Origin of the sequence: Streptomyces sp. AK02-01A (genome assembly GCF_033795305.1) — a bacterium.
Lineage (GTDB): Bacteria > Actinomycetota > Actinomycetes > Streptomycetales > Streptomycetaceae > Streptomyces.
The window spans coordinates 275,982-291,106 of record NZ_JARBAE010000001.1 but is presented as its reverse complement, the minus strand read 5'-3'; the positions used below and the strand labels follow the sequence as shown (position 1 = coordinate 291,106).

13 protein-coding genes are annotated in these 15,125 nt (G+C 68.3%); 6 read left to right on the top strand and 7 right to left on the bottom strand.

Features of this window, described 5'->3' with window-relative positions; translation table 11 throughout:
* Positions 1 to 102 precede the first annotated feature (102 nt).
* Positions 103 to 1,704, bottom strand: coding sequence for a penicillin-binding transpeptidase domain-containing protein (locus PV679_RS01240; RefSeq protein WP_319678280.1), 1,602 nt, complete (start codon positions 1,702 to 1,704; stop codon positions 103 to 105).
* A gap of 389 nt (positions 1,705 to 2,093) precedes the next feature.
* On the opposite strand from PV679_RS01240, the gene PV679_RS01235 reads away from it, so the two are divergent.
* The gene (locus tag PV679_RS01235; RefSeq protein WP_319678279.1) at positions 2,094 to 2,321 is read left to right on the top strand and encodes a hypothetical protein; all 228 of its coding nucleotides are present in this window, start codon (positions 2,094 to 2,096) and stop codon (positions 2,319 to 2,321) included.
* A gap of 1 nt (position 2,322) precedes the next feature.
* On the opposite strand, the gene PV679_RS01230 is transcribed toward PV679_RS01235, so the two are convergent.
* Positions 2,323 to 4,275, bottom strand: coding sequence for a tetratricopeptide repeat protein (locus PV679_RS01230; protein WP_319678278.1), 1,953 nt, complete (start codon positions 4,273 to 4,275; stop codon positions 2,323 to 2,325).
* Between the two features lie 346 nt (positions 4,276 to 4,621).
* Here PV679_RS01230 and PV679_RS01225 point away from each other — a divergent pair, with 346 nt between their 5' ends.
* On the top strand, positions 4,622 to 5,401 hold the full coding sequence (locus PV679_RS01225) for a hypothetical protein (RefSeq protein WP_319678277.1): 780 nt from the start codon (positions 4,622 to 4,624) through the stop codon (positions 5,399 to 5,401).
* A gap of 414 nt (positions 5,402 to 5,815) precedes the next feature.
* Here the strand turns inward: PV679_RS01225 and PV679_RS01220 are convergent, their stop codons facing one another.
* Positions 5,816 to 6,466, bottom strand: a complete 651-nt coding sequence (locus PV679_RS01220; protein ID WP_319678276.1) for a TIGR00730 family Rossman fold protein — start codon at positions 6,464 to 6,466, stop codon at positions 5,816 to 5,818.
* Between the two features lie 354 nt (positions 6,467 to 6,820).
* Here PV679_RS01220 and PV679_RS01215 point away from each other — a divergent pair, with 354 nt between their 5' ends.
* The 3 genes from PV679_RS01215 (at position 6,821) to PV679_RS01205 (ending at position 9,341) form a co-directional block, all read left to right on the top strand.
* A complete protein-coding gene (locus PV679_RS01215) occupies positions 6,821 to 6,991 on the top strand; it encodes a hydrophobic protein (protein WP_319678275.1) in 171 nt (56 codons plus the stop codon).
* Positions 6,992 to 7,635: 644 nt separating this feature from the next.
* Positions 7,636 to 8,520 (top strand): aminoglycoside phosphotransferase family protein, encoded by an 885-nt coding sequence (locus PV679_RS01210; RefSeq protein WP_319678274.1) that lies wholly within the window; start codon positions 7,636 to 7,638, stop codon positions 8,518 to 8,520.
* Complete coding sequence (locus tag PV679_RS01205) at positions 8,517 to 9,341, top strand: nucleotide triphosphate diphosphatase NUDT15 (protein ID WP_319678273.1); 825 nt, start codon at positions 8,517 to 8,519, stop codon at positions 9,339 to 9,341. Before PV679_RS01210 ends, PV679_RS01205 begins: the two co-directional genes overlap by 4 nt.
* 153 nt (positions 9,342 to 9,494) lie before the next feature.
* On the opposite strand, the gene PV679_RS01200 is transcribed toward PV679_RS01205, so the two are convergent.
* Together PV679_RS01200 and PV679_RS01195 are read right to left on the bottom strand one after the other, a co-directional pair.
* A complete protein-coding gene (locus PV679_RS01200; RefSeq protein WP_319678272.1) occupies positions 9,495 to 9,956 on the bottom strand; it encodes a DUF1772 domain-containing protein in 462 nt (153 codons plus the stop codon).
* A 147-nt stretch (positions 9,957 to 10,103) separates the two neighbouring features.
* Positions 10,104 to 10,436 (bottom strand): hypothetical protein, encoded by a 333-nt coding sequence (locus tag PV679_RS01195; protein WP_319678271.1) that lies wholly within the window; start codon positions 10,434 to 10,436, stop codon positions 10,104 to 10,106.
* Between the two features lie 197 nt (positions 10,437 to 10,633).
* Here PV679_RS01195 and PV679_RS01190 point away from each other — a divergent pair, with 197 nt between their 5' ends.
* Positions 10,634 to 11,422, top strand: a complete 789-nt coding sequence (locus PV679_RS01190) for a DNA-binding response regulator (RefSeq protein ID WP_319678270.1) — start codon at positions 10,634 to 10,636, stop codon at positions 11,420 to 11,422.
* A 42-nt stretch (positions 11,423 to 11,464) separates the two neighbouring features.
* On the opposite strand, the gene PV679_RS01185 is transcribed toward PV679_RS01190, so the two are convergent.
* Positions 11,465 to 12,322 carry an ABC transporter permease gene (locus tag PV679_RS01185; protein ID WP_319678269.1) on the bottom strand — a complete coding sequence of 286 codons (858 nt, stop codon included), beginning with the start codon at positions 12,320 to 12,322 and terminating at the stop codon, positions 11,465 to 11,467.
* Positions 12,319 to 14,949: an alpha/beta fold hydrolase gene (locus PV679_RS01180; RefSeq protein WP_319678268.1), complete on the bottom strand. Its 2,631-nt coding sequence runs from the start codon at positions 14,947 to 14,949 to the stop codon at positions 12,319 to 12,321. Before PV679_RS01180 ends, PV679_RS01185 begins: the two co-directional genes overlap by 4 nt.
* Positions 14,950 to 15,125: the final 176 nt, after the last annotated feature.

Genomic DNA, 15,125 nt, shown 5'->3' with positions numbered 1-15,125 from the left:
TATGGCGATTCCATGGCCCTGGACGCCGTCTTGCGAAACCGGACCTCCGCCGCCGGGCCGGCCGGACCGCGTGTGCTGATCCAGCGACAGGAGCCGGCCGCGTCAGCCCGCTTCCAGAACGGCCGCGACCACCGGCCCCGCCTCATCGGCCCCGTGGCCGCCCGCCTGGACCACCGCGGCCGCCGCGAGATCGTCCTCGTAACCCGTGAACCAACTGTTGGAGATGGTCTGGCCGTCGACCTCCGCCGAGCCGGTCTTCGCGCCCTTGTCGCCGCCGAGTTCGGCCATCGCCTTCGCCGCCGTGCCACCGGTCGCGGTGAGTCGCATCAGATAGCGCAGCGACTCGGCCACGGAACGCGCCAGCGGACGCCCGGCCTCTGCCAGCGGACGGTTGTCCAACGACTGAGGGACGATCACCGGCTGGCGGAACACGCCACTTTTGACGGTGGCGGAGATGGACGCCATATTGAGCGCGTTCATCTGCACCGTCCCCTGTCCGATGTACTGCGCCGCCGCCTCACCGCCCACCGCGGCCGGCACACTGCCGTCGGCCGACACGACGCCGGTCTTCCAGTTGTCCCGGCCCACGCCGAAGACCTGCTCCGCCTCGGTCTTCAGCGCTCCGTCGTCCTTGGTGTCGTCGATGAGTTTGATGAAAGCGGTGTTGCAGGAGCGGGCGAAAGCCTCCGCGAGACTGCCGCTGGGAATGGCGAACCCGCCGTCATTGTGGAACTTCCGGCCCTGGTAGACCACGGTCTCGGGACACTCGGCCGGCAGCTCGGGAGCCGCCAGTCCCTTCTCCATCAGCATCGCCGCGGTCACGATCTTCATCGTGGACCCGGGTGCCTGCTTGCCGAGCATCGCGGCGTTGAAACCGTCCTTACGGTTGTTGGCGACCGCCAGGATCTCGCCCGTGCTGGGCTTGACGGCGACGACCGAGGACTCCTCGAATCTGTGCACCGCCTGCTCGGCGGCCGCCTGTACTCCGGCGTCCAGCGTCGTGGGCACCGTGCCCGGTGTGCCCTGGGAGAGTGTCAGCAATGGCCGGTCGGGCACATCGGGACTGTCGTGCCGCAATGACATCTCGATGCCTGGAGTGCCGCCCGCCTTGACGCCGTACCGCTGTCGCAGTTGATCCAGGATCGGCGCGAGGGACGGGTACTTCGCACGGGTGAGTTCCGTGCCGTCGCGGTCGACGGCCCGGATCGACGGGATCTTGGCCCGGCCCGTGACGAGGTGCGTGTCCTGTGTCAGCTTGGGATGGATCACGGACGGCTGCCAGTCGACCACCGGCCGGCCGGTGAGCGGTCCCCGTACGACCGTCAGTTCGGAGCGATACGACCAGGGCTCGCTCTTTCCGTCAAACGACACGGTGGCCTTGACGGTGAACGGCACCGTGGCGCCGGTCGCCCTGCCCTGAGCGATCACCACATGACTGGCATGAGCCTGTTCGCGGAACGCGGCGATGACGGGCGCCGCCTCGGCCGCGTTGTCGGTCAGCTCGGCGATATCGGCGGGCTTGTCTCCCGCCGCCCACCGGTTCAGAAATTCCGTCGATGCCTTTTCGATCTCCGGACCACTCAGCGGTCCACTCGGGATGGTGTGGGTGACCCTTTCCCATACGCTGTACCCGCCGTACCCAATTCCGCCGGTGACGACAACCAGCACACCACCGACAATGACGGATCGTGCTCCACTACGCATGCAAGAATTTCCCTTCCCGGGGTTTCTGCTGAACATTTCCAGGAGATAGGGCGATTCGCGCCGCGCGATGCGGTGATGACCGCAGGACGGCACAGCGTCCACGGGAAGGTGTCGGCGTACCAGGACATACGCCCGGCCCGACGCCGGCCCATGGTCCGGCGTATCGCCCGCTCCAGCATCCAGGGAAGTCATCCTCACACGTGGGACGACCGGCCAGGAGCGCGCAGGTCATTGTCTGCCCGATTGTTTCCCTGGACACTGCCCTTAAGGGCACTCCACAACGGCATTTCCGAGCGAGTGCCGGGCAGAATCCCGCCGTGAAGTCCGACGGGCCCGATGACGCCGGTAGAGTCCGTCGGACCGAAAGACCGGAAAGGAAAGTTTTATCCATGAGATTCGACAAGGTACGCGTAACGGCGACGGCGCTACTGCTCTCCATGGCGGCGGCAGGGTGCCAGATAGGCGGCGCGAGCGGTGAGGACAGGCCCGACGCCCTGTCCGGCGGCGCTGAGATCACCGTAGGCGTGAAGTCCGGCCGGCCAGGCGCGGAGCGTCATACGCCGGCGGACACTTTCGCCGGCTCCGGCGCCGAGGCGTCGGCGCGGCACCGCGCGTGAGTCAGGCGCCGTTGTGTGCGGGAAGATATGACCTTCGCGCCGCCGAACAGCCTCCCGGCCCAGGCATCTTGACACTGATTTCCGCTGCCCAGGAAGGGTCGAGTTCGCCAAGGATGGACAGCGCGACCTCCCAGTGCCGCCGGGCGGTCTCGTCGTCACCGGCACGCTCATAGGTGTCACCGAGACGGCTATGACTTCCGGCCCGGTTGTAATTGTCCTCGTGCTCTTCGAAGAGGACGACGGCCTGCTGGTAATACCTGATGGCCATCTCATGGTTGCCCAGATGGCCATGGGCGAATCCCAAGGTGTCCAGGACACGGGCCTGGCCGAGACCGTCGTCCAGCTTGCGATGCAGAACAAGCGCCTGGTGGGCGCGGGTGACGGCGCACTCGCCCTGCCCCGACAAGGTGAGAAACCAGCTCATGGAATTCATCGAGTCGGCCTGTCCGCCGAGATGTCCGACGGACCGGTACAGGTCCAGCGCGGCCTCCGCGTGCCGAAGCGCGGCTTCCTGTCCGTCCTTGCGGGTCATCACCCAGCTCAGTGCCCGATGCGTGTGCGCCTGTCCGTGCGCGGAGTCCAACTGAGTGAACAGGCGGAGCGCCTGCTCAAGATGGTGCAGTGCCAGGTCGTATCGGCGCAGCAGTGAATACGCGCGGCCCAGCCCACGATGTGAGTAGGCGCGGCCATTGAGGTCTTCCGACGTGCTTGCCGCTTCCAGGGCTTCATTCTGCATGGCTGCCCATTCGTGCCAGTCACCGCGCAATTCCTGGAAGCGGTCCAGAGAGTGGGCCAGTTGCCATGCGTGGCCCGGCAACTCCGCCTCGGACGCCAGGTGTACGGCTCCCGGCAGGACGTTTCGCTCGGCGACGAGCCAGCTCATCGCGGCCGCTTCGGCCGGGAAGGCGGCCGGCGGCGGATCCTGGCTGAAGGCACTTTCCGGGTCGATGAGCGCGGCAGCGGCCTTCGCGTGCGGAACGTAGTAGTTCAGTACCCGCCGGATCGCCGCTCGCCGCTCGGCCTCGGTCTCATGGACGCGCGACAACTCGGAGGCGTAGGCGTGCAGAAGATCGTGGTAGGTGTACCGGCCAGGCAGATGTTCGGTGACCAGTCGGGAACCGGTCAGTTCGCGCAGAGCGATTCGCGCGCCGGAGACCGGCAGGTCCGCGAGTGCGGCCGCTGCCGCGAGTGTGAAGTCCGCTCCCGGGCGAAGCGCGAGAAATCGGAACAGCCTGGCGGCCCGTGATGAGAGTTCGCTGTAGGACCAGGAGAACACCTTGCGCACATCGACAGCGCCGTCCGGTCCCGCGAATCCGTCGAGCGTACCGTCGGTCTGCCGCAAATGCTCGGCGACAGAGGCCAAGGTGAAGCCAGGATGGGCCGCCGCACGCGCCGCCACGATCGCCAGGGCCAGCGGCAACTTCGCGCAGAGAGCGATGATTTCCAGCACCGCCTCGGGCTCCGCGGCCACACGTCCGGCACCGAGGCGGCGCATCATAAAGTCCTGGGCGTCCTCCGGAGTGAGCACATCCAGCGCCAGCGGACAGGCACCTTCCTGAGCCACCAGGCCGAGCAGTTGATTACGGCTGGTGACCAACACCAGACAATCGGGCGTACCGGGAAGCAGTGGCCGCACCTGATGGGCGTCGGCGGCATTGTCCAGCACCACCAGAAATCTTCGCCCGGCGAGCATGGTGCGATAGAGCGCGGACTGACTCTCCGTATCGTTCGGTATGCGCTGGGGAGCGACTCCTATCGCATGCAGAAAGAAGTGCAGGACCTCCTGAGGACTGAGCGGCGGTCGGGACGGATCGTAGCCTCGGAGGTCGATGTACAACTGTCCGTCCGGAAAGCGGTCGGCCATCAGGTGCGCCAGATGCACTGCCAGAGTCGTCTTACCGATCCCGGCCGAGGTGGGATGTCTCCTCTTCCCTCCACGGGACCCATCGGTCACGTTCGATATTTCCAGGACCACTGAGCGCTCTGCCGCACATTCGCTGTCCGTCCACTACGAGGCGAATGAACCAGCACTCAGCGTGAGGAATTCCGGCGCCATTGATCGCGCCGATCCGCCCGTCCCGTCGCGATGCCTGCGTGGGCAACATCCGAGCATGAACAGGCAATTCGCCTCAGGAGTTCACCGATCTCCGGCGTTCGACTGTTGTAATTACCGTCGTCGGAGTGGCCGTAATCCCGCAATCAACATCCACGAGTCATGCGGGGTCGACACCCGTCACCGAAGCAAGGCCAGACAGCACCGGCCCATTTTCCTGGGCGGTGGCACACAAGAAAGACATTCCGTGTCCAAAGTATGGTTCATCACAGGCACCTCCCGCGGCTTCGGTCGCCAGTGGGCCATTGCCGCTCTTGAGCGTGGAGACCAGGTGATCGCGACCGCCCGGAACCGCGACTCGCTGGTGGACCTCGTCGAGAAATACGGTGACCGAAGCCCGCAGGACATCCCTCGGCACTTCGAATGCCTCCTACGAGATGTCCACCACGCGTACCGCCGCGGTACCGCCCCCGATCGAGTGCATGACGATGTCGAGCAAATAGCGGTCACCACTGGCCGGCGACACCACGGTGCGAGAGCCCGGCCGCAGTCCAGGACTCAAGGTGACATTTTGTTCGCCCGGTCCCGTGCCGCTGACGGACTCGATGGTGACAGTTTCGGTGCCCACATTCAGCAGAGTCACGGCTTCGACCTCGGGGCATCGTCCGCGTGTGACAGCAGAGCAGTTGAAACGGACGTCTCCAAGACCCGCATTGTCACAGGAGATCTCTGTACCGAAATCAAAATTCACCGTGCACACCTGCCCCACACGCAGGGCTTGGAACCGGGCGGAATGTACGGGCTCATCCTCGGCGCCGCCGGCACCGACAACAATCCCAAGGATGACCCCGGCCAGGGCGACAGCAGTGATAAAGCACAGAATAGGTCTGGACACTGGGAACCTTTACAAACGTGCGGCCATACACTTGGCGCGGCCGAACAACTCATGCCCGATTTCAGAAAGTCCCATACAGTCAACCAGACGGCAGGAACGATCCGTTCGCACAGGCATTTTCATTCCCTTTGAGGAACGCTCTCTGCCTGTTGAGGCAAACAACCTTCGCGCGCCGTCGGCCGATGCCACACAGGACTCAGGCACTCGTGGCCGATGTGATGACCCTGTGGCGAGTGCGGCGCCCGGGAACCGAACGGACCGCGAGGCGGACCAGGACGGCCGCTGTCTCCGCCGCCGGGCGGGATACCGGGTCCGGCACGGCGACACGGCCCTCGCGATGGCGCACCTGTCCGGCGGTCGGCTCATCCGGACGAGCGGAGTCCTTGGCATTCCGCTGTGCCGAACACGGGCGTCTACACCGATGGCCTGACCGCGCCGAAGAGGGCCTTCGGCGGCTGAGCCCTTCCGTCCTGTGGCATGGCCCTCCACCGGTGGAGGGCCATGCCACACGCCTGCGGGCGGACGGCGCCCTGTGCCGGACCGGGCCTACATCGCGGCGGTGGAGGCCGCCGGCATCAGGGACGCGGCCTGCGCGAGCGCCGGGCTGACCAGACGGTCCAGGGCCTCGTCCACGCCGGACGCGACCTGGATGACAACGCGCTCCTCCGGACTGATGAAGCCGTCGGAGACCATATTGTCCAGAAGCGTCAGCAGCGGGTCGAAGAACCCTCCCTGGTTGACCAGCACCAGCGGCTTGTGATGGATGCCCAACTGATTCCAGGTCGCCACCTCCAGCAGCTCGTCCAGAGTGCCGAAGCCGCCCGGGAGCACCGCGAATCCCGTCGCGAGCCGGTACATCAGCGCCTTGCGTTCGTGCATCGTCTCCACGACGATCACCTCGCTGCGCGACTCGTCCGGCTGCTCGCGTTCGTACAGATGTCGTGGAATGACCCCGGTGACAGGGGCTCCCGCGTCCAGAGCGGCATCCGCGACCGCGCCCATGATGCCGACTCCTCCGGCGCCGTAGACCAGTCCTGTCCCGCGCTGTGCGAGCGCGCCGCCGAACTCGGCCGCCAGGCGCAGGTGCTGAGGCCGGGCGCCGGGGCGGGCGCCGCAGAACACACCGACGTGCTCCACCCGCGCCGCCGGCATGGGCCGATACGTCGCTGTCTCTTCACCGGTCGGAACGTCCGTCATATGACCCACCGTGGGTCCCCTCTCGCCGACATCTCACTTGATCACCACACAAAGTATCCGACTGACTACTCCACGTGAAGAACAGCTCTTCCGTCCAGGCCGTTCGACGCATCCCGCTGTTCGACGCATCCCGCTGTTCGAAGAGCCCGGCCGACGAGGCCTGGCGGCGGAAGGCGGCAAGGCTGGAGGACGGCAAGCCCGTCTCGGAGCAGCGGGGAAGCCACGACCGAGGGACCGGCGCGGAGCAGCGCGGGCCATGCCCCGGAATTGACAGGGAAAACAAATAAAATACGTTCGCTTTCCGCGCATGGCCGGAATTACCGAGGGCACACGGCTGCTCGGAGGTTGATAACTATGGTTCCCCTGATACTGGTTCTTCTGCTCGCCCTGATTCTCTTCGGTGCCGGTTTCGCACTGAAGGCACTGTGGTGGATCGCGATCATCGTGCTGGTTGTCTGGCTGGTCGGTTTCCTGGTGCGTCCCACATCGGGAGGCGGCAAGCGCGGCCGGTGGTACCGCTGGTAGACCGACCGCGCTGACCAGCGGCGAAGTGGGCGGGGCCCGGACGATGCCGTCCGGGCCCCGCCCACTTCGACTGTCGGCCCGATGCTCGTCCATTTCCATGCGGAAATGCTTCCAGGTGCGGTTTTCCCGGGATTCTCCGGATGATGGACCGAGGAGTTCGCGGTTGCGACGGATGCCATCCGGCCGGCTCGCTCCATCGGCCGGACAGGCCTACCGGCCGCCTTTCGCCGTGCCTGTTTCGCCGACCTGGCCCGCGCCGCCCGCATGGTCCCGTACCCTCGCCTCACCGCTCTCGTGCAATCCCCCGATCGAGTGACCACCCACCCCACGGGTGGTTCGAACGCTTTATCACGACCCTCGGGCCCCGCCCCGCACGGCCCTCGGTCCAAGCTCGAACGTTTGTTCTATGATTCCCTCCGCGTGCCCCGTTACAGGCCCTTGATCAGGTCCGTTGTCCGGGCGCCCCACCAGACCACCTAGCACTTCGGAGGAATCATGCGTCCTGTCCCCGCTCCCACTGGCGTCGTTGCCGGACATCCCGTGTTCGAGAGCGACGGCGTGACCGTCCCGACGGGCGCACGCCTGGTTGACGCCCTCGGCCGCCGCGTCGGCATGTCATCACGACCGTCACCGAGGTGGAGTGCATGAGTCACGCCAAAACCCTTCCGGCACCGCTCCGGGCGTGGGCGGAGCGTCTGGTCGGACCGCTCCACGCCGTGCACGACGCGTCGCACGCGCGGGCGAACTCTCGGGTATGGGGCATCACCGGAGCCCATGACCGGCGCTTCTTCATCAAGCAGGCGCCGACCGCGAAGTTCTACGAACGCGAGACCTTCGGATACCAGTCCGCCGTGCCCGCCCTGGGATTCGGCCGCGCCCCACGGCTCGTGGACACCGATGCCCGGCATCTGGCGCTGCTCCTGACCGCGCTCCCCGGCACGCCCGTCTCCCGGCTCGCCCTCAGCGCTGCGCAACGCCGGACGGCGCACCGGCAGTTCGGAGCGTTGCTCCGCCGACTGCACGGGACGGACAGGATGCCCGCCGACGGTGCCCGGAAAGCCTCGGCGGCGGCCGAGCGCACGGCCGCCGATGTGGAGAAACACCTCGCGCGCGCCGGAGACCTCCTGACCGGCGAGCGTCGCGCGCTCGCGCGCCGCGCGGCCGGCCATGTACGCGCACTCACCGACCGGCTCACACCCGGCCATATCCACGGCGACGCCCAGGAACGCAACCTCCTGTGGTCCGGGCAGGCGGCGGTCATCGACTTCGAGCGGTCCCAGTACGCACCGGCCGTACAGGACTTCGTACGGCTGGCCTGCGGGCCGTGGCAGGACCGCGCCGATCTGCGCGCCGCGTTCTTCCAGGGCTACGGCCGCTCGCTGACCGACGCGGAGCGTCAGGTGCTGCCCTCCCTGGCGGCGCTCGACGCCGTGAGCTGTCTGGCGTACGGACCGGCCCACGGCGACGACGAGGTCACCGAACGCGGCCTGCGCACGCTGGCCCGACTGGAGCGAGGGACCTTCGGATGAGCGACCACTGCACCTGCGTCGTCGAAGAGCGCGGCGACGCCGACGGACGCCTTGTGCTTGATCTCAGAGGCGGGGCCGGGCGCTGCGCCGCCCACGCCGATCCGCACCGGCTGCCGGCCACTCTCACGGACCAGGTCCGGCCGGGCGGACGGCTCGAACTCGCCGTGCGGACCGGTGATCTCACGCCGGAGCTGTGGGAGGACCTGCTCGTCGAGGCCGGCTTCACCGTCGACGAGATCCTTCCCCTCGACGGCGAGGCACCGGGAAGGCCCCTTGACGGCCGGCTCATCCGGGCTCGACGGCGCGAGTCATCACCGCGCCCTCGCGTGACCAGCCGGCCGCGCGGCACCCGGCCGCCCGCCGCTCATGCCACGATCGGCGTCGGAGTGATCGTGCGGGACGGCGCCGGCCGCATCCTGCTCGGCCTGCACCACGGCGGAACCTGGGAGCTGCCCGGTGGCAAGCTGGAACCGGGCGAGTCCGTCGGCGCCGCGGCCGTACGCGAACTGCTTGAGGAAACCGGCCTGCGGGCCCGTGAGCAGGACGTGACCGTGTTCGCGATGCTGCACGACACGGTCGCCGGCCTTACCCGCGTGACCATGGCCGCTGTGCTCACGGTGTACGAAGGCGTGCCCGTGGCGGCCGAGCCGGAACTGGTCGGCGAATGGCGTTGGACCGGCACCGACGAGCTGCCGAGCCCGCTCTTTGTGCCCTCCGCGCAGATCCTGACCGCCTGGCGGCCCGATCTCGACATCGACCGCCCGCCGGCCCATCGCCTGGGCATCGCCGACGCTCCTGGCCTGGGAGCGGCATCCGCGTAGCGAAGACAGCCGCGTCGGTGGCGCCCTCGATCGGTTCGCCGTCCGGGCGCCACTCGTGGCGGCACGGCGAGGCCGGGTCCGCCGAGGTCCGGACCGTCGAAGAACGCGGCGCGCCTTTGACGGTCCCGGTGCTCTCTCGCGAGGACGTACGGGTCAGGACAGCGTGGCGCTGACGACCAGGACGAAAGCGGCCACCGAAAACAGCGTGCGGACCCGGTGGCAGGCGTTCCAGCGGGACTCGAAGGCCGCGCGCGCGACGCTGTCCGGTGAAGAAGTGGACGCGGCCAAGGCGTTGTTGAGCGGGACATTGCCGCCGATGGTGACCAGGTGGTTGATGACCACGCAGACCAGTCCCGCCACAAGGAGCCAGCGCTGATTCTCCGAGCGTCCGTCGACGGGCACGGCGAGGGCCGCGACCGGGAACGCCACGATGGCGAAGAAGGTCAGAAGGAAGACCGGGCGGGGCACATACTCATTGACCCTGCGCATGGCCGGTACGAACTGCGCGTCCGTCAGCCGGCCCAGGGCGGGCATTATGCCGACCTGGAAGATAAGGAAGTACCCCGCGTACAGACCCGTGGAGATCGCGGCGAGAGCGAGCAGCAAAGTGGCCATGGCGAACATCATGGCGCACCAATTGCCCATCGTGGAGCAGTTCTTGAGCGGTTTTCGATCAGGTCGGACGATCACTGGCACAGGGCCCGGGACGGGTCTGGTTCACCGCGGCGCCCGGACTCCTCAGGCCCCGCCGGGAGTCCCCGGTCAGCCCTCCTGCCAGCTCACGCTGCCGACGCCGGAGCCGCCGCCGCAGGTCGCCGACGACCAGCCGGACCAGCCGGGACGCAGGGTCTGCCAGGCGCCGTACGCGTCCGGCCACCATCCGCAGACCACAACCGCCCGGAAGGCGACCACCTGCCCGCTGTAGTTGGTGCAGTCCGCCCTGCCGGTCCAGCCGTCCGTGGTGGTCGAACAGTTGAGGAGTCCGGCCGGGCCGACCCGGTCCGCCGCCTGGACGCTTCCCGCGGCCGGCGACAGCACCACCAGGGAAAGCGCCGCCGCGGCGGCCAGAAACTTGCCGGTCAGTCGCTTGCTCATCGTGATCTCCCCATCGTCTCGCGTCGTTTTGCTCCCGTCTCGTGCGGGGCGAACACCAGAGTGCGGGAGAAAAGACCTATTTGCTGAGCGTCTGGCATGGAGTCGCCACACTCTGAACTGGCACTTGTCACGGTGTGCAGTCGTGTGCGTACATGGAGTGGCGTACGGCTCCGAGGGGATGGCGGGGGTGGTCAGCCGTGGCAGAAGTCTCAGGTTCTGTGCTCAACAGGTCGACGCTGTCGGTGGGCGTGGTGCGGGAGGACGTGGTGGACACGCTCCATCCGCCGGGCCGGCCGATCCGGGGAGTGCGGCAGGTGATGGCGACGCTCACGGCCCTGATCCGCTCCACCCGCCGGGAAATACTCGTCTTCGACGACCCGGGCAGTTGTCTGGGTCAGGGCATCCCGGAGCAGTTCCTTGAATTCGCGGGTGCCTGTGTGCGCGCGGCGGGCGAGCGGTCCGGCCAGAGCCAGGGCGGTGGTGGCACCGGCAGCAGAGCGCGGGGGCGTCCTTCCGCGATCAGCGTCCGCAGGATCGTGCCCCGGCACGGGTTGGCTGGGCTTCCGTATCCGCTGCCTCGGCAGTTCCCCGGCCGGGTCAGACAGACGGACTCCATTCCGTTCAAGATGATCCTGGTGGACCGCTCGGTCGCCGCGGTGCCGCTCGATCTCCAACTCCACTATCACGGCGTGCTGCTGATCCGCGATCAGGCAGTCGTCCAGGCCTTGGTCCGCACCCACCAGACATGGTGGGAGACGGGTGAGGAGCTTCCCACGGCTATGGTCCCTTCGCCCGGAGTCATGCCGGGACAGCTACGGCCCGTGCTGGAGGCTCTGCTGGCCGGTCTCACCGACGAGGCGGCCGCGACAAGGCTGGGCATGTCCAGCCGGACCTACAGCCGCCGGGTCGGCGACCTGCTCACCGCTCTCGGCACGACGAGCCGCTTCCGGGCAGGCGCGGAAGCGGCTCGTCGGGGCTGGATCTAGGGTATGCGCGGGGTGGACAGGGGCCGTTGCCATGCGTCGCCGTTACGACACGATGTCCTTACGAGAGAAACCCCGGAAGGCCAGCGCGAAGAGCACCACGGCACAGGTCACCGAGACGGCTGTGCCCTTCACCATGCCGCCCCACTCCATCTGCGGCTGGAGCGCGTCCGCCCACGCGAACTGCCAGTGCGCGGGAAGGAACTCCCGCCAGGAGCCGAGCGCCGTCACGGCGTCCAGCACATTGCCGATGATCGTCAGACCGACCGCGCCGCCGACCGCGCCCAGCGGCGCGTCGGTCTTGGTCGACAGCCAGAAAGCGAGAGCAGCGGTGACCAGTTGGGAGACAAAGATGAACGCGACGATCAGCGCGAGCCGCGGCACGGTGTCGGCGGTGGCCAGAGAGCCACCAGTCGGCAGTTCGAGCGGCCCCCAGCCGTAGGCCGCCGTGCCCGCCGCCAGCGCGACCAGCGGCAGCAGCACCATCGCCGCCGCGCTCATCGCGAGCGCCACCGCCAGTTTGCTCCAGAGCAGCCGGGTCCGCGGCACGGGCGCCGCGAGGAGATAGCGCAGTGAGGACCAGCTCGCCTCGGAGGCGACCGTGTCTCCGCAGAACAGCGCCACGGGCACCACCAGCAGAAAGCCCGCCGAGACAAAGAGACAGGTGGCGGCGAAGTTGGCGCCCGAGGCGGTCGCGGTGTCCATCAGGCTCAGCCGGTCGTCTCCCTCGCCTCCAGGAGTACCGCCGATCGCGAAGGCCACGATCAGCACAAAAGGCAGGACAGCCAGCACCGCGCCCATGGCCAGCGTCCGCCTGCGCCTCAGCTGCCGCAGCGCCTCGACCCGCAGCGGCAGAGTGTGCCGCGCCCGGTAGCCCGGGGCCGATTCGATCAGCGTGCTCATGCGGAGCCTCCTGAGATCAGGGTGAGGAACGCGTCCTCCAGGCGGCGGTGCGGTCCGACACCCGTCAGCGGCACGTCCAGCCGGACCAGTTCGGTGATCAGCGCGCTAGTGCTGACCCCGTCGAGCTGGACCAGCAGGCCGTCGTCCGTGCGGACGGCGGAGCCGATACCCGCCAGCGCGCCGATCTTCTCGACGACAGGCTCCGGCACCGGCTCGGCGGTGGTGATGAGCAAGGTGTCGCCGGAGCCGGTGATCTGGGCGACCGGACCGGCCTGGACGAGTTGGCCCCGGTGCATGACGACGAGATGTGTACAGGACTGTTCGACCTCGGAAAGGAGGTGGCTGGAGACGATGACGGTCCTGCCGCCGGCCGCGTACCGGATCATCACGTCCCGCATCTCGCGGATCTGCGGCGGGTCGAGACCATTGGTCGGTTCATCGAGAATCAGCAGATCCGGCATACCGAGCATGGCCTGTGCGATGGCCAGCCGCTGCCGCATGCCCTGGGAGTAGGTGCGTACGGCCCGTGCGAGCGCGTCACCAAGTCCGGCGATCTCCAGGGCCTCCTCGATATGGGAGTCCTCGGCGGGCCGGCCGGTCGCCTGCCAGTACAGCTCCAGATTGGCCCGACCCGACAGATGCGGCAGGAAGCCCGCTCCCTCGACGAACGAACCGACCCGGGAAAGCACCGGAGCACCCGGCCGGATGGCGTGTCCGAAGACCCGGATCTCACCCGCGTCGGGGCTGATCAGCCCCATCAGCATGCGCAGAGTGGTGGTCTTGCCGGCGCCGTTCGGACCGAGCAGACCGAGCACCTGTCCCTTCTCGACCCGGAAGGAGAGATCACGGACCGCGTAGCGGTCGGCGGACCTGGAGTAGCGCTTGGTCAGATCCGTGATCTGGAGCGGTACATCGGCGAGTGCGGGATCGGGCGCGGGTGCGACGGTGCGGCGCCGGGTGGTGAGCAGCAGCGCGGCCGCGACCAGTACGCCCACGGCCGGAAGCCCCCAGGTCCACCAGGGCAGCGCGGTGGACCCGGTGGTGAGAGCGGGCACCGTCGGTACGGTCAGGGCGCCGTCCACGGCGACGTGATAGGTGGCCGGAGCGACCGGAGAGGCATAGCCGAGGTCGGTGGCGGCGAGGACGACCCGAAGCCGGTGTCCGGCCTCCACCAGATGGTCCACGGCGGGCATCGTCAGGTCCACGGCCTTGCCCTGTCGCGCGTCCTCGACCCTTACGGGTGTGACGAGCTGCGAGGGCAGCACCTGTCGGCGGCCGTCGGGACCGACGTCGTACACCTTGCCGAAGAGCACCGCGTCGCCGCTGCTGGAGGTGACGGTCACCCGGACGGTCGGCGAGCCGGTGATCCGCAGCGGTTCGCCGAGCGGACGGGAGTCGAAGTGTGCGTTCTGGCCCGGGAAATCGACGGAGAGTCCGACGCCGAGCGACGAGAGCTGGGAGAGTCCGCCGCCGACACCCGGTACGGCGGAGATGGCGGGCGGAGCCGCACCGGCCGGGTTGGCGAAGGTCGCTGTGCCGCCGCTGAGCGGGATGCTGGTGGTGCCGCTCGCCAGGCCGGGATAGCGGTCGCTGCTCGCGCCGCGGAGCTGGGTGCGGCCGTCGGTGGAGTCAACTCCTCCAGTCCTGCTCACGCGGAACGCGGGCCCGGTGTCCGCGGCCTTGTCGTCCTTGAGGTAGCGGTCGAACCACGACGAGATCCGGCTCTGGACACGGTCCGCCTCCTGGTCTCCGCCGTCGTGGCCACCGGCCGCCCAGTCGACGCCGACAGGCGCGCCGTTGCCGCTGATCGTCTTCGCCATGGCGTCGGCCTGGCCGAGCGGGAACAGTGAGTCGGACTGGCCCTGGACGATCAGCGCGGGCACATCGATACGGTTGCCGACGGCGGCCGGGCTGCGCTGTTCCAGCAGCTCACGGGCGGCCACGTCCGGTTTCCCGGAGACGGCGACCCGCTGGTACATGGCGCACAGCCGCTTCTCGAATGTCGTGCAGCCGCCACCGGTGGAGAAGAAGATCCCGGCCCAGAGCTTCTTGAAGACGCCGTTGGGGAAGAGCGCGTCGGCGAGGTTCCAGTAGGTGATCTGCGGGGCGATCGCGTCGACCCGTTTGTCGTATCCGGCGGCGAGCAGGGAAATGGCGCCGCCGTACGAGGCGCCCGTCACGCCCACCCGGGGATCGCCCTTGCCGTCGAGCCGCACCTCGGGGCGGCCGGCCAGCCAGTCGATCATCCGGGAGACGTCCTTGACCTCGTGGTCGGGGTCGTTGAGCCCGATCTCACCGGTGGACTTCCCGAAGCCCCGCGCGGACCAGGTCAGCACCGCGTATCCGTCGCGCGCGAGCTTCTCGGCCTGGGCCCGTACATCGGCCTTGCTGCCGCCGAAGCCGTGCCCGATCAGCACGGCGGGCCTGCGCCCGCTGCCCGCGGTGAAGTACGAGGTGTCGATCCGGGCGCCCGGCATCTCCAGCACCTGGTCCTTCCGGTGGACCGCGGGTGCGCCGTCCGAGGCGACGGCGGTCCAGGTGCCGGCTCCGGCGAGCACCAGGACGGCGGCGGCGCCCGCGAGCCATCGTGTTCTCAGCCGGGACCGCCGTGGGGTTCGGATCTCCATGCTTGAACCCTAAACGGGTGGCGGGCCCGGCAACGCTGACACCAGTCGGAACTCAGGGGCCTCCTCGGGTAGTACAGGTTGGCGTCGCCGTACACCAGACGCGGTACACCGGCCGCCGTACACCAGACGCGGTACACCGGCCCGGCGAGAAGCCGGAGCACGGAGATCCGCCGGAG

Coding starts and splice junctions, on each gene's coding strand:
- PV679_RS01240 (WP_319678280.1), bottom strand. CDS start 1,704: ATGCGTAGTGGAGCACGATCCGTCATTGTCGGTGGTGTGCTGGTTGTC.
- PV679_RS01235 (WP_319678279.1), top strand. CDS start 2,094: ATGAGATTCGACAAGGTACGCGTAACGGCGACGGCGCTACTGCTCTCC.
- PV679_RS01220 (WP_319678276.1), bottom strand. CDS start 6,466: ATGACGGACGTTCCGACCGGTGAAGAGACAGCGACGTATCGGCCCATG.
- PV679_RS01215 (WP_319678275.1), top strand. CDS start 6,821: ATGGTTCCCCTGATACTGGTTCTTCTGCTCGCCCTGATTCTCTTCGGT.
- PV679_RS01210 (WP_319678274.1), top strand. CDS start 7,636: ATGAGTCACGCCAAAACCCTTCCGGCACCGCTCCGGGCGTGGGCGGAG.
- PV679_RS01205 (WP_319678273.1), top strand. CDS start 8,517: ATGAGCGACCACTGCACCTGCGTCGTCGAAGAGCGCGGCGACGCCGAC.
- PV679_RS01200 (WP_319678272.1), bottom strand. CDS start 9,956: ATGGCCACTTTGCTGCTCGCTCTCGCCGCGATCTCCACGGGTCTGTAC.
- PV679_RS01195 (WP_319678271.1), bottom strand. CDS start 10,436: ATGAGCAAGCGACTGACCGGCAAGTTTCTGGCCGCCGCGGCGGCGCTT.
- PV679_RS01185 (WP_319678269.1), bottom strand. CDS start 12,322: ATGAGCACGCTGATCGAATCGGCCCCGGGCTACCGGGCGCGGCACACT.
- PV679_RS01180 (WP_319678268.1), bottom strand. CDS start 14,949: ATGGAGATCCGAACCCCACGGCGGTCCCGGCTGAGAACACGATGGCTC.